Below are 14,475 nucleotides of genomic sequence, written 5' to 3'. Positions count from 1 at the left end.
ACGACGACCACCACGACGACAACGACCATCCCGTCGCCGTACGTGAAAATCAATCAGCCCACGAACAACCAGACGGTGCAGGGATACATCCTGGACATCCAGGCGGATCTGCTGCGCGCGGACACGGTCGTGGTGACGGTGGACGGGGACGATGTCACCGCCTATCTGGCGGTCACGCCGACGCAGGTGTACGGGACGCTGGCGTTCGACGCGGGAACGCACACCCTGACCGTGCTGGCCGAAAACGTCACCGGGCAAACGCAGGCGTCCGTGATCTTCAAGATCAACATGGGCGAGATCGAGATCATCGAGCCGGCACCCGGTTCGACGTACAACATACGCGACATCGGCGTCGTCGCGACGTATCTCAACATCAATCCGGGCACGATCCACGTGCTCGTGGACGACGGCGGCGGATACGACGACTGGACCGGCGATCTCTCGATCGGCGGCGGCTTCATCTCCGGCGAGTTCCCCTACGTCGACGCCGGCGATTACACGCTGCGCATCTACGGCACGCATCCTAACCATGTCGATCCGGAGGTAAATCCGGACGGCATCGTCGAGGCCTACAGCTACTTCTCGATCGAGATCGTCCCGGCGCACATCGACGTGTCGGTCGACCGCAACCAGATCGAGACAGGCGAGGTCGTCAACGTGACTTACGCCGTCATTGACGAGAACGGCAACGACGTCACCGGGACGACGAATGTCGATTGGGACGTCGTGCCGCCGACCGGCGCGGTGGTGGACGAGTTCGCGCAGACGGTGCTGTTCACGCAGCCCGGCCAGTTCAAGATCAACATCTCCGCCATCGTCGGCGGCGAATTTGTCGAGGGCTACGCTTACGTGTGGGTGGACGCGCAGGCGCCCGGAAGCGTTGAGATCGAGCTTTCCGATTACGACGTCCCGGCGGGCCAGCAGATTTCCGCGACGGCCACCGTTTACAACGAGCAAGGCCAGGAAACCTACGGCAAGGTGATATGGAGCGCGTGGCCGAATTACGGCGTTTCCATCACGCAGGGCAACCCGGGCTACCTGACGTTCACGCGGGCCGGAGAGGTCGCGGTGCGCGGCACCGTCGAGGGCAGCAACGTCTTTGACGAAAAAATCGTCATCGTGCGTGCGGGCGACCCATGGCGCATCGACCTTTTGATTCCCGATCCGGTGATTCCCGAAGGCGGCTACACGCACCCGGCGGCGGTGCTTCGCGACCAGTGGGGCAATATCGTCACGGAGGTGCCCGCGGCGTTTGCCGTCAACCCGACGTTCGGCGTACAATTGAACACGCCGGCGGCCGGCGACATCACGTTCAACAACCAGGGCATCTACGACATCACGGCGACCGCGGCGCCGCCGTGGAACGGCCTTTCGGACACGGATTCGGTGCAGGTGATCGACATGACCGCGCCGGACATCGAAATCTGGACGCCGGATCGCGGGCTCTGGATGAACCAGGGTTCGACGCTGTTCTCGGGCATCGTCCACGGGTGCGATTACATCAACGATGTCGCCTACTTCTCGGATTCTCCGGCGACCCCGCGCGACCTCTCCGGGCCGCCGAACGCGTGCCAGTTCTCGCACAACCATCTGCTCGGCACGGGTCTGAATGTCCTTCAGATCGAGGTCGTCGAGGGCGGCAGCGGCAATCACGCGAAGGCGTCGGTATCCGTGATGAACGGACCCAAAGTCCCCGACGGCGCGCTGGTGCCGAACTCGATGCGCCTGCGCATCAACGAATCGGGCTTCCTGCAACTGTCGCAGGTCGTTCTGCCGATCCTTCAGGAACTGGTGGACCAGATTCCCGAAATGCTCTACGCGATGAACCCGATCTTCGACGAGAAGGTGAAGCTGTGGGGCATCACGCTGGCCAGCGCGCGCGCCGAGGTGCGCTACGCATCGTTCGGCAACCCCTGGTTCACGCTCGACGTTCTGCCGGACCTCGGCATCGAGCTCGACGCGTGGGTTGACGACATCGATCTCGAATTCAAGGTCAAGGGCACCATACTTGGCATTGGCTATTCGATCTCCGGCGACGTGGGCTTCGACCGCGTGCGCATGATCGCCGACGCGTTCATCTACGTGGACGAGAACGACCGGTTCACCGTGGAAATCGAGCGCATCCGCATGTTGCTGTCCGGCTTCAACTTCGACATCAACAACTTCCCCGACTCGCTCGAGGATCTGTTCGAAGACACGATCGAGGACATCATCGAGGATCTCATCGAGGATGTCCTGTCCGATGCCGTGCCGCCGCTTCTGGAAGAGCTGCTGAACCAGATTCCGACGAGCTTCACGTTCGACGTGGGCGGTATTTCGTTCGCCGTGGAGTACGCCTTTGACCACATCACGTGGGACGAGGACGGCGGCTCCTTCTACATGGATATGTCGATGGATACGCCCGACATCGTGCCGGGCATCCCGAACCACGGCGGGTCGCTCTACACCCCGGGCATCGTTCCCCCGCACAACGCGATGGGCAAATACATGCCCGGCTCGGCGAATCCGTACGGCATCGGTGTTATGCTCGCGGACGACTTCCTGAACCAGGCGCTCAATCTCCTCTATCGCACCGGTTTGATCTCGCAGGATCTCGACCTCGGCGTCGATACGTCCAACGCGCTCATCAACCTGATCTTCCCGGGTCTCGACGCCGCGGCGTCCGGCGACATCATCGTGAAGCTGCGCCCGCAATTCCCGCCGGTGTTGTACGTCGCGCCGCAGGGCGGCTCCCCGACTTACATCCCGGTCGAAATCCAGATGGGCGAGCTTGAAGTCAACATGTTCGTCGATACCGGCGCGGATGAAGTGCTGTTCCTGCAAATGGCGGTCGGGCTCATCCTGCCCGCGGACATGGGCGTGAAGTTCCCGGACAACACGATCGAGCTCTTCTTCGGCGATCCGGAAATGGCGATCTACGTGTTCGCGGAGCCGCTCATCAATTGGGACAACAACCTCTTCGAGGACGTCGCGCCGCTTCTGGCGGATATCCTGATTCCGCTGCTCTCCGAGTTCCTCGGCGGCATCCAGTTGCCGACGTTCGAGGGCTACGGCATCACCGTGCTCGACCAGGACATCATGGGCGCGAACAACGACTTCATCGGGATCTTCTCGGACATCCTGTTCCCGACAAACTGACCTGATGCGCGCAACGGGCCGGCGAACATTCGCCGGCCCGTTGTGATTGGCACGCCTTTTTCAAACCGGATCGGCCGCTTCTGCGGACAATATGGACATCATGGACGCAATGGACATGATGGACTCATGAACACGCACAAGCTCCAACTGGCGGACTCCGTGGCGCGTGGCGCGGGGATGCAGGACGTCCGCTCGCCGTACAGCGGCGAGATCGTCGCGCGCGTCGAATACGCGAGCCTTGACGCCGTCGATCGCGCCATCGACATCGCGGCGGGTACGTTTGCCGATCGCGCGGCGTGGATCCCCGCCTACGAGCGTGCCTCGATCCTGAAGCGCTCGGCGAATCTTCTTCGCGATCGCGCGGAGGATTTCGCGCACACGATCGCGCTGGAGGGTGGAAAGCCGCTTGCCGACGCGCGCATCGAGGTCGCCCGCGCGGCCAATACGTTCGATCTTTCCGCCGAGGAGGCAACGCGCGTTCACGGCGACGAAATTCCCATGCGCGGCACGCCCGCGGCGGCCGGACGCCTCGCGTTCACGACGCGCGAGCCGATCGGCGTCGTGGCCGCGATCAGCGCGTTCAACCACCCTGTCAATCTCATTGCGCATCAGGCCGCGCCGGCGATCGCCGCGGGGTGCCCCGTCCTTGTCAAACCCGCGCCGGAAACGCCTGTCAGCGCGATCCGCGTCATCGAACTGCTCGTCGAGGCCGGCTTGCCGCGCGCGTGGACCACGGTGCTGCCCGGCGACGCCGATGTCGGCGAGCGCCTGGCGACGAGCCCGCGCATCGCGTACCTCTCGTTCATCGGAAGCGCGCGCGTCGGCTGGATGCTGCGCGGCAAGATCGCGCCGGGCGTGCGCATCGGTCTGGAACACGGCGGCGTCGCGCCGTTTATCGTCGATGAAACCGCCGATCTTGGCGCCGTCGTGCCGCAGATCCTGAAGGGCGGCTTTTATCACGCGGGGCAGGTGTGCGTGAGCGTGCAACGGGTTTTCGCGCACAAAGCCATTGCGGTCGATCTCACGCGCCGCATCGCGGAGGGCGCCGGGCGCCTTATCGTCGGCGATCCCTTGGACGAGAAAACGCAGGTCGGGCCGATCATCCGCGCGCGCGATATCGAGCGCATTCAGGCGTGGATCGACAAGGCGGCGGACGCCGGCGCGCGCGTGGTGTGCGGCGGGCGCGCGCTTCCCCATCAGAGCTACGCGCCGACCGTGATCGCCGATCCGCCCGACGATTCGCTACTCATGAATGAAGAGATCTTCGGACCGGTCGTCGCGGTGCGCGCGTACGCGGACGACGACGAGGCCATCGCGCTCGCCAACGCGACGCCGTGGTCGTTCCAGGCCGCGGTCGCCACGCGCGATATCGGCCGCGCGTTTCATTTCGCATCGCGCCTTGATGCGTCCGCGGTGATGGTCAACGACCACACGGCGTTTCGCGTGGACGGCATGCCGTTCGGCGGCCGTAAGAAATCCGGTCTCGGCGTCGGCGGCGTGCCCTTCGCGGTACGCGAATTGACCCAGGAAAAACTCATCGTGGTGCGCGCCGAATGAGGGCGGCGGGCCGGCCATCGCGCGTTGTCGTCGTCACCGGCGCGGGCAGCGGCATCGGCCTTGCCGCGACGCGGATGCTCGCGGGCGCGGGGTATCGCGTGGCCGCGGTCGTACGCAAAAACGACGACGCCATTGCGCTCGCCGCCATCGAAAACGTCACGCCGTTTCTGGCGGATCTCGCGCTCGCGGACCAGGTCGATCGCCTCGTCCGGGAAATTCGCGAACGGATGGGCGATCCGAACGTGCTCGTCAACAACGCGGGATTCGGCGCGCGCTCGGCGATCGAGGAGACGCCGCCGGCGACGATCCGCGAGATGTTCGAGGTCAACACCTTCGCGGCCATCGCGCTCGTGCAGGCGTTCTGTCCGGCGATGCGCGCCGCCGGGGAAGGGCTCATCGTCAACGTCAGCAGCGTGACGGGCGTGCTTTCCTCGCCGTTCGGCGGTATCTACGCGGCGACCAAACACGCGATGGAGGCGTGGAGCGACGCGTTGCGCATGGAACTTTCGCCGTTCGGCGTGCGCGTCGTGTTGATCGAACCCGGGCCGGTCGCGACGCGGTTTTTCAAGACGGCGCGGCATCATTCGGAACCGGTCCTGATGAATCCCGGCTCTCCCTACGGGGCGGCTTATTCGAAGACGCTCGACATGATCGCGAACATCAACAAGGACGCCGTCACGCCCGAATCCATCGCGCGGCTGATTCTCGATCTGGTAAACGGCCGTCGCCCGCGCGCGCGGTATCGGCGTCACCTGCTTTCGCGCATCGCGCCGTTTCTTGTTTTTCTGATGCCGCGCGCGATCCTCGACCGCGTGTTGCAAAAATCCGTCGGTCTGCGCTAGGCGGCGTACGCGACGGTGATCCGGCTCACCGTTGGCGGATGGTGATGTCGCGATGGCGTTTGCGTCGCCGTATCAAGGCGTGCATGCTTCGGCCTTACACGCCCGCGTTCGTCCCGGCGCGACGGACCCGTCGTCGATTCGCGGCCGGCGTCCTTGCGGTCGCCGTCGCGCTTTCCGTGCCGGCGTGCCGCAAGAACGCGACGAACCACGCGGTGGACCAGGGAGAATTCCGGAACATGACGCAATCCCCTCCAGGCGTTCCACCTTACGCGGACGGCCTGATGCGCGACCTGCTCGCCGCGTACGCCGCCAGGGGCGCGGCTTGGGCGCCGCGCACGCGGCACCTTCTCGACGACGGCCGCGCGAAATACGTGAACCGGCTCGTCCTCGAGACGAGCCCTTACCTGCTCCAGCACGCGCACAACCCGGTGAACTGGTACGCCTGGGGCGACGAGGCTTTTGAGGAGGCCAAGGCCCGCAACGTGCCGGTCCTGCTTTCCATCGGCTATTCGACCTGTCACTGGTGCCACGTCATGGAGCACGAGTCGTTCGAGGATGAGCAAGTCGCGGCGTTTCTCAACGAGCGCTACGTGCCGATCAAGGTCGATCGCGAGGAGCGCCCGGACGTGGACGCGATCTACATGAACGCGGTGCAGATGCTGACCGGGCACGGCGGCTGGCCGATGACCGTCTGGCTGACGCACGATCGCAAGCCGTACTACGGCGGCACGTATTTTCCCGCGCGCGACGGCGATCGCGGCTCCCCCGTCGGGTTTCTGTCGCTGCTCGATCGATTGTCCCAGGCCTTTCACGAGCAGCCCGATCGCGTCGCCAGTTCGGCCGCGCGCGTTGCCGAGGCCATACGCGCGAATCTCTCGCAGCGGCAGACCGGCGACGCCCCGACGCTCGACGCCGTGCACGAGGCAATGCGTTATTACACCGCGAATTACGACGACATGTACGGCGGCATGGCCGGGTCGCCGAAATTTCCGAGCAGCCTGCCGGTGCGGCTGTTCTTGCGCTACGTCCGCCTGACGAACAAGCCCGAATACCGCGAAATGGCCGCGAACACGCTGCGCCGGATGGCCGCGGGCGGCATGTACGACCACGTCGCCGGCGGATTCCACCGCTATTCCGTGGACGAGGCGTGGCTCGTGCCGCACTTCGAGAAAATGCTCTACGACAACGCGCTGCTGCTCGCGGCGTACCTCGAGGGCTGGCAAACCACGGGCGATCCGGATTTCGAGCGCGTCGCGCGCGAGATTGTCCAATATGTCGCGCGCGACATGACCTCGCCCGAGGGCGCTTTCTATTCCGCGACCGACGCCGACAGCGTCACGCCCGACGGCCACATGGAGGAAGGCTGGTTTTTCACGTGGACGCCCGATGAATTGGCCGACGCGCTCGGCGGCGAGCGCGCCGGAATCGTCAGCCGCTATTACGCGGTGACGCCGCACGGCAACTTCGAGGGACGCAATATCCTTAACACGCCGCGTCCGATCGGCGAGGTGGCGCGCGAATTGTCGATGGACGCGGGTGAGCTGCGCCGCGTCATCGACGAGGCGCGCGAATGGCTCCTGGCCGTGCGCGCGGGGCGCCCCGCGCCGCTGCGCGACGAGAAGATCCTCGCGTCGTGGAACGGCCTCATGATTCAGGCCCTCGCGCGGGCGGGTCTCGTGCTCGACGACCCCGACGCCATCGCCCGCGCGACTCGCGCCGCCGATTTCGTGTTGTCCGAAATGCGCCGCGACGGCCGCCTTTTCCACACCTGGAAGGACGGCCGCGCGCGGCATCGGGCGTACCTGGACGACTACGCCTTCATGATCGCGGGCCTGCTTTCACTTTTCGAGGCGACCGGGGATGTGCGTTGGTTCACCCAGGCCACGGCGTTACAGACCACGCTCGATGGACATTACGCCGACGAGGCGGGAGGGTATTTCATGACCGCGAACGATCACGAGGCGCTGCTTGCGCGCGAGAAACCCGCCTACGACGGCGCCGAGCCGTCCGGCAATTCCATCGCCTGCCAGAACCTTCTGCGATTGCACGCCTACACGGCCGACGACGCCTACCGCGCGCGCGCGGACAAGTTGTTGAGCGCGTTTTCTCCCGTCCTCGAGCGCGCGCCGGTCGCCCTGTCGGAGATGCTGATCGCCATCGACTTTCGTCACGCCGCGACGCGCGAGGTCGTGCTGGTGCGTCCCGCCGACGGCGACGTCGAACCGTTTCTGGAGGTCGTTCGCGAAAATTTCCTGCCGCACGTCGTCCTGGCCGTCGTACCCGAAGGCGACGGGGCTAAGGATGATACGCCCGCGCAAGCCGTTCCGATCACCGCGGGCAAGACGCCGCTTGGCGGGGCGGGCACCGCTTATGTCTGCCGGCAGGGCGCGTGCGAGCGGCCGGCGACGGACACCGCGACCTTTCGCGAACAGCTTGGCATCGCGCGCCATGACGCGAAGTAACCACGCAATGGGAGGAACCGATGGCAGACCCCAGGATCGCCGAACGATTCCCGGCCGTTCTTGAGCTGGAACCCGGCACGTACAAATGGTGCGCGTGCGGGGATTCGCAAAATCAGCCGTTTTGCGACGGATCGCATCGAGGCACGGAGTTTTCGCCGCGCGTTGTCGAACTGACGGAGAAAAAGCGCGTCGCCCTGTGCCAGTGCAAGCACAGCGGCAACAAGCCGTACTGCGACGGAACGCACGCGTCGCTCGGGGGTGACGGAGCGTCCTAGGCGCCGCTCCAGAAAGGGCGCGTGCGCACCGGGCCGTGCGCGCGCACGTGGCTTCCGATCCGCCGGAATCGCTCCTCTTCGTCCGGCAGGATCGGCCCCTCGACAAGGGCGGCCAGCGCCTCGTCGAGCTCGTCGGCGTTCGACGGACCCGCGATCGCCACATCGACCGAAGGATGGCTCATCGCGAAGCGGTAGCAGTCGCGCCCGCGCATCGGCGTTTCGCCGTCGGGCATCAACCTTGATTTCAGCAGATGCCCCCAGCGCGTGTTCGTGTACGAAACGACGCCGGGGCGCGGCGCGGGAAGATGCGAAAACACCTCGTTTTCCGCGCCGGTGTGCGCGGCGTTGTAGCGCACGTGCAGGATGTCGATGTCGTCGATTCCCGCGTATTCGAGAAAGCGAGGCCGGTTGTGCGAGGAGATCGCGATGTGCCGGACGAGCCCCTTTTCGCGAAGATCGCGCGCCGCGTCGAGCACCCGCGCCGGCGGCGGCCGGTCAAACCAGCCGAGCAAAAGCACGTCGAGCTGTTCGATCGCGAGCCGCTTCATGCCAAACTGCGTCGTCGCGGTCAAAAGCGCGCCCGATCGCGAATAGCTTTGCAGGACGATGACGAGGTCGCTACGATGGCCCGCGGCACACAGGTCGCGGATGGCGGCGGACATGCCGCCGGCGCGCCTCGATCCGTGGTACCAGTAATTGACGCCGGCATCAAAAGCTTTGAACAGGCCGCGATAGCCGACGCCGTATCCGCCGGCGATGCCGAGCGGACCGACCGACAACCCCGAGCGACCGAGCGTCACGCGTGACAGAAAGGCAGGCACGATTGGCGACCTCCACGCTGGAAAAGGAACGGCGCGAACAGCAAAACGGAGCCCGGCGCCCCGCGAGCGATGTTAAGCCAGGAGACGCCGCGCGCAAACCGTCGATCGAACGGCTGGTCGGCGACTATGAGCGCCTCTCGCCGGAGGACCGCGCGCGGGTCCGCCGGCTGATCTTGCGTCGCGCGGGCGAGGAAGAGGCGGTTGCGCGCGCCGTTAAGCCGGCCGAAAGCGTCGATATCGCCGCACCCAAAAGCACGGACGATTTCGAATTGCCCTCCGAGCAGTTCTTCGCGTTTTTGCGCAATGTCTGGAAAGCGGTGGAAAAATACGTTCCGTACGACAGCTATCGCGACGGCGACGAAGATCGCCTCGACCTTGTGCGCGAGGAGGTGTTGCACGCGCTCGAACCGCTCGAGTGGGTGCTGAAAACCTATTTCCGCTACGAGGTCAACGGCCTTGAACACATCCCCCGCAAGGGCCGTGCGATCATCGTATCGAATCACGGCCTTCTGCCGGTGGACGGTTGGTTTTTGTTCTACGAAATCTGGCGGCATCGCGGCCGTTGGGGACGCGGCCTGACGGACTGGCGCATCTATCGCCTGCCGTGGCTGCGCCAACTTTTCATGGATATGGGGATGGTGGTCGGCAGCCACGAAAACGGCGATCGCCTGCTGCAAGACGAGAACCTCATCTTCATCATGCCCGGCGGGTCGAAGGAGGCGTGGAAATCCTCGAAATACCGCTACCGGCTTTTGTGGCGCGGGCGCACAGGCTTTGTCCGCCTGGCGCTTCGCAACCGCGCGCCGATCATCCCGTCCGCGAACGTGGGCACGGACGACACCTACCGCGTTTTTTTCGACGGCTACACCACCGCCTACCAATTGTTCCGCACGAAGAAGGTGTTGCTGCCGATCAGCGTGCCGGTCGGACTCGGCCTGTTCCCGCTACCCGTCAAAATGACGCAATACGTGGGCGAGCCGATCCATCTTCCGTATCCGCCGGAAGCCGAAAATGACCCCGCCATCGTCGAGGAGTGTCAGGAAATCGTGAAGGCGAAGGTCTACGAGTTGATCGATATCGGCCTGCGCGAAAGGCAGGAGCGCTCGCTCGGGCACATCGTTCGCGGCCGATAGAGCCGTCGTTCAAAAGCGTAATCGGCTCCACGGAAAGCGCGGTCGTGCGCGCCTAGTCTTGCCCGGCGACGCCGGGGTCCCTTTATCGAGGAGGAAATCTTGATGCCGACGCGACGAAACGTATTGGCGGCATCCGCGGCCGCCCTTGGCGGGCTGGCGCTATTCGACCGGCGATCCGCCTTGGCCGACAAGCCGAGTCTGCAAAAGGTGGCGCTGCCCGGCGCCGGTTACGTTGCCGACGGCAAACACGAGCTGCCGCCGCTGCCGTACGCCTACGACGCGCTTGAACCGCACATCGACGCCAAAACGATGCAGCTCCATCACGACATCCACCACAAGGGCTACGTGGACGGCCTGAACGAGGCGGAACAGGCGCTGGCAAAGGCGCGCGACGCCGGCGACGCCGGCGCGATCGGCAAGGCGGAATTGGCGCTGGCATTTCACGGCAGCGGCCACGCCAATCACACGACGTTCTGGAACAACATGAAGCCGGCGGACGCGAAAAAGGGCGCGCCCGAAGGGGCGCTCGCCAATGCGATCGCGCGCGATTTCGGCTCGCTCGACAAAATGAAAACGCACCTGACCGCCGCGGCGGGAAAGGTCGAGGGTAACGGCTGGGGGATGCTGGCGTATCACCCCCTGTTTCGGAAGCTCTACGTTCTTTCGGTCCACAATCACCAGAACACGTCGGTCGTCGGAGCGATCCCGATTCTTGTCGTCGATGTCTGGGAGCACGCGTATTACCTGAAGTACCAAAACAAGCGCGGCGACTACATCAAGGCGTGGTGGAACGTCGTGGATTTCGCGGACGTCGAGGCGCGCTACGCCGCGGCGGCGCGCATTTGACCGTGCCCGCGTTTTTCCAGATCCGGATACGAACCGCAACCATCAGGATGCGGGTCTGATCATTGGAACCGCGACCGTGAGGAAGCGGGTCTGATCATTGGGACCGCGACCGTCAGGGAGCGGGTTTTTAACGGAGGATTCATGAAACGAGGTCTAAACACCGGTGGAATTGTGGCGATCCTCGCGGTGATGTTCGTCGTCGCGGGCTGTGCCGAAAAGGGGTTGGCGGATGTCAGAGTCGGGGACGCCGCGCCCGCGTTTTCGCTGACGGGCATCGACGGCAAGACGCACGCGCTTGACGCGTACAAGGGCAAGGTCGTCGTGCTCGAATGGACGAATCCAGGCTGCCCGTTCATCGTCCGGCACGCGAAGGAAAAGACGATGCCGACGCTTGCGGAAAATCACCCCGACGTCGTGTTCCTCGCGGTCAACAGCACGAAGGCCGATCACGGCGATTACCTCGAGCCCGCGGAATACAAAAAATGGCTCGACGAAAACGGCGACGCGACGACGACGCTCTACGACAAGGACGGAACGGTCGGAAAGAGCTACGGCGCGAAAACGACGCCCCACATGTTCGTTATCGACGAAAAGGGCAAGGTGATTTATGCCGGCGCGATGGACGACAACGCGAGCCCGCGCAAGAAGGATGGCGTCACCAACTACATCGACAAGGCGCTCGCCGCGCACAAGGCCGGCAAGACGCCCGACCCGGCGCAGACCAAGGCGTACGGCTGCGGCGTGAAGTACTGATGACGTGGTGAATTTGCCGGAAACGGCTCATCGAAAAGGCCCCGCGCGGGCCTTTTCGTCATCTTGGGCGACTTTTCGTCATCCTGCGCGACTTTTCGTCATCCTGAGCGACTTTTCGTCATCCTGCGAGACTTTTCGTCATCCTGAGCGAAGCGAAGGACCTGGCCAGCCCCGGCTGGCGGTCGCGCTCAAAGCACAACGGTGCGTCAACAAGGAATCTCTCTCTCGCTACGCGTCCGCCGCGCCGCGATCCTTGTACATCGCGTCGTAGTAACGCCTGTATTCGCCGGAGAGGATGCGCGTCCACCACGATTCGTTTTCGACGTACCACGCCACCGTCTCGCGAATTCCCGCCGGAAAATCGATCGAAGCCTCGTGGCCGATCTCGCGCGCGAGCTTCGCCGAATCGATCGCGTAGCGGCGGTCGTGCCCCGGACGGTCCTTCACGAAACGGATGAGCTTTCGGCTCGTGCCCGGCGCGTTACCGCGCGTTTCGTCCACGATGTCGCAAACCAGATGCACGATATCGATATTCGCCCATTCGTTTTTCGCGCCGATATTGTAAACCTCGCCCGCGCGCCCGCGTTCGATGACGGAGAGAATCGCGCGCGCGTGATCGCGCACGTGGATCCAGTCGCGCACGTTTTTGCCGTCGCCGTACACGGGCAGCGGCTCGCCGCGCAGGCCGTTCAGGATCATCAGCGGGATGAGCTTTTCGGGAAATTGATACGGCCCGTAATTGTTCGAGCACCGCGTCACAAGAACGTCCATCCCGAACGTCACGTGATACGCGAGCGCGATGTGGTCGGCGCCGGCCTTCGACGCGGAGTAGGGGCTGCTCGGCCTGATCGGGCTGTCCTCGGTGAACGCGCCCTCGGGGCCGAGCGAGCCGTACACCTCGTCGGTGCCGATCTGCACGAAGCGCGCGCCGCCGTGACGCCGTACGGCTTCCAGAAGCGTCAGCGTGCCGCGCACGTTGACGTCGACGAAGATCTCCGGCCCGGCGATCGAACGATCGACGTGGCTTTCCGCCGCGAAGTTGACGACGTGCGTGTAGCGGTCTTGCGCGAAAAGGGCGTCGAGCCGATCGCGGTCGCGGATATCCGCCTTCTCGAACCGGAAGCGGTCGTCCGGCAGGCCGGCGAGGTTTTCCAGGTTGCCGGCATACGTCAGCGCGTCCAGCCCCACGACAAACGCTTCGGGGTCGGCGCCGAGCAGTTCGCGAACGAAATTTGCGCCGATGAAACCGGCCGCGCCGGTGACGAGGATACGCCGGGCGGCCATCTAGCCGTCTTTCCGCGACCAGTCGTACGGGATGCCGCCATCATGCGGATCGATGCGGAACTCGTCGGGATCGTCGTAGCGATAGGGCATCGTCGGCGTGTTGATGACGATGGCCTCTTCGTCGCCGACGGCCTTGAAGCCGTGCATGACGAGCGCGGGGATCTTCACGAGCATGGGATTGTGCACGCCGAGAAAAAACTCGTTCACCATGTTCGCGGTCGGCGACGTTTCCCCCTGGTATCCGTGTCCGAGCGCGGGATCGCGCCCGTCCCACAGCACGAGCTTCATCATCCCGCGCACGACGGCGAAGTGGTCCGTTTGCAGGTGGTGGTAGTGCCACGCTTTCACGACGCCGGGGTAGGCGGTCGTCATGTACACCTGGCCGAATTTCTCGAAGATATCGTCGTCGACGCGAAGGATTTCCATCAGCCGCCCGCGTTCGTCGGGGATGACGCGGAGCGGTTTGACTTTTACGCCGTGGATCAGTTCGCGCGCCATCGTCATTCCTTCTCGAACAGGTCGCCGAAGTCCATGGAAAAGGCCACCGCGTTGGCGCGGTGCCACGATTCGAACGTGCCCGCGTCCGACCAGAATCCGGACACGCGGGCCAGGCGCATCTCGCCGCGGCGGATGTAGTGGTTGTTCACGTCCGTGATTTCAAGTTCGCCGCGCCGGGACGGCACAAGCGTCGGCACGACATCAAACACCGTGGCGTCGTAAAAATACAGTCCCGTCACCGCGAGATTCGATCGGGGGTTCGCGGGTTTTTCCTCGATGCCGGTGACGCGGTCGCCTTCGATCGTCGCGACGCCGAAGCGCTCCGGATCGTCCACTTCCTTGACGAAGATCATCGCGCCGTGGGCGTCGCCGGCGCGGAAATCGTCGGCGAACGGCGCGATGTCGTCCTCGAAGATGTTGTCGCCAAGGTGCACGGCCACGGCGTCGCCCGCGGCAAACCCGCGCGCAAGGCCCAAAGCCTGGGCGATACCGCCGGGCCGGTCCTGCACGCGAAACGTGAATTCCAGGCCGAACTGGTGGCCCGAGCCGAGCTGCTGAACCATGTGCCCCATGTGGTCGCGGCCGGTGACGACGAGGATGTCCGTGATCCCCGCGCGCTTAAATTTGGCGATGGGGTGGTAAATCATCGGCACGCGCCCGACGGGCAAAAGGTGCTTGTTCGTGATGTCGGTCAGCGGGCGCATCCGCGTCGCGGTCCCGCCGGCCAGAATGATGCCCTTCATCGAACCTCCCAAAACGCGCGCGCATATTGGCATTTCGCGGCGCGGGCGCGCAACACGCGGGAACGCATTCGGCGGTACACGGAGATCACGGAGGAGACACGGAGAACACGGAGGAATCCTTCG

At 64.4% G+C, this 14,475-nt stretch carries 12 protein-coding genes; 8 read left to right on the top strand and 4 right to left on the bottom strand.

What is annotated here, in order from left to right:
- The 5 genes from K8I61_15170 to K8I61_15150 form a co-directional block, all read left to right on the top strand.
- On the top strand, nt 1-3,138 hold a 3,138-nt coding region (locus K8I61_15170; protein MBZ0273378.1), incomplete at its 5' end, for a hypothetical protein.
- Nucleotides 3,139-3,315: 177 nt separating this feature from the next.
- Nucleotides 3,316-4,695, top strand: a complete 1,380-nt coding sequence (locus K8I61_15165) for an aldehyde dehydrogenase family protein (protein ID MBZ0273377.1) — start codon at nt 3,316-3,318, stop codon at nt 4,693-4,695.
- Nucleotides 4,692-5,537 (top strand): SDR family oxidoreductase, encoded by an 846-nt coding sequence (locus K8I61_15160; protein MBZ0273376.1) that lies wholly within the window; start codon nt 4,692-4,694, stop codon nt 5,535-5,537. Before K8I61_15165 ends, K8I61_15160 begins: the two co-directional genes overlap by 4 nt.
- A 236-nt stretch (nt 5,538-5,773) precedes the next feature.
- Nucleotides 5,774-7,999: a thioredoxin domain-containing protein gene (locus K8I61_15155; protein MBZ0273375.1), complete on the top strand. Its 2,226-nt coding sequence runs from the start codon at nt 5,774-5,776 to the stop codon at nt 7,997-7,999.
- Between the two features lie 20 nt (nt 8,000-8,019).
- A complete protein-coding gene (locus K8I61_15150; protein ID MBZ0273374.1) occupies nt 8,020-8,274 on the top strand; it encodes a CDGSH iron-sulfur domain-containing protein in 255 nt (84 codons plus the stop codon).
- Here the strand turns inward: K8I61_15150 and K8I61_15145 are convergent.
- On the bottom strand, nt 8,271-9,095 hold the full coding sequence (locus K8I61_15145; GenBank protein MBZ0273373.1) for an aldo/keto reductase: 825 nt from the start codon (nt 9,093-9,095) through the stop codon (nt 8,271-8,273). The two genes, K8I61_15150 and K8I61_15145, sit on opposite strands and share 4 nt — an antisense overlap.
- A 2-nt stretch (nt 9,096-9,097) precedes the next feature.
- On the opposite strand from K8I61_15145, the gene K8I61_15140 reads away from it, so the two are divergent.
- The 3 genes from K8I61_15140 to K8I61_15130 all read left to right on the top strand — a co-directional run bounded on the left by K8I61_15140 (nt 9,098) and on the right by K8I61_15130 (nt 11,827).
- Nucleotides 9,098-10,228, top strand: coding sequence for an acyltransferase family protein (locus K8I61_15140; GenBank protein MBZ0273372.1), 1,131 nt, complete (start codon nt 9,098-9,100; stop codon nt 10,226-10,228).
- A gap of 102 nt (nt 10,229-10,330) precedes the next feature.
- Nucleotides 10,331-11,074 carry a superoxide dismutase gene (locus K8I61_15135; protein MBZ0273371.1) on the top strand — a complete coding sequence of 248 codons (744 nt, stop codon included), beginning with the start codon at nt 10,331-10,333 and terminating at the stop codon, nt 11,072-11,074.
- Nucleotides 11,075-11,263: 189 nt separating this feature from the next.
- Nucleotides 11,264-11,827: a redoxin domain-containing protein gene (locus K8I61_15130; protein ID MBZ0273370.1), complete on the top strand. Its 564-nt coding sequence runs from the start codon at nt 11,264-11,266 to the stop codon at nt 11,825-11,827.
- A 228-nt stretch (nt 11,828-12,055) separates the two neighbouring features.
- Here K8I61_15130 and rfbB read toward each other — a convergent pair whose 3' ends face one another.
- Genes rfbB through K8I61_15115 form a run of 3 tightly spaced genes read right to left on the bottom strand, consistent with a single transcriptional unit; the run spans nt 12,056 to nt 14,352 of the window.
- Nucleotides 12,056-13,111, bottom strand: coding sequence for a dTDP-glucose 4,6-dehydratase (gene rfbB, locus K8I61_15125; GenBank protein MBZ0273369.1), 1,056 nt, complete (start codon nt 13,109-13,111; stop codon nt 12,056-12,058).
- Nucleotides 13,112-13,597, bottom strand: a complete 486-nt coding sequence (locus K8I61_15120) for a dTDP-4-dehydrorhamnose 3,5-epimerase family protein (GenBank protein MBZ0273368.1) — start codon at nt 13,595-13,597, stop codon at nt 13,112-13,114.
- A gap of 14 nt (nt 13,598-13,611) precedes the next feature.
- Nucleotides 13,612-14,352 (bottom strand): NTP transferase domain-containing protein, encoded by a 741-nt coding sequence (locus K8I61_15115; protein MBZ0273367.1) that lies wholly within the window; start codon nt 14,350-14,352, stop codon nt 13,612-13,614.
- Between the last annotated feature and the right edge of the window lie 123 nt (nt 14,353-14,475).

This window comes from bacterium (assembly GCA_019912885.1).
Taxonomy (GTDB): Bacteria; Lernaellota; Lernaellaia; order JACKCT01; family JACKCT01; genus JAIOHV01.
This window is presented reverse-complemented; position numbering and strand designations above follow the sequence as displayed.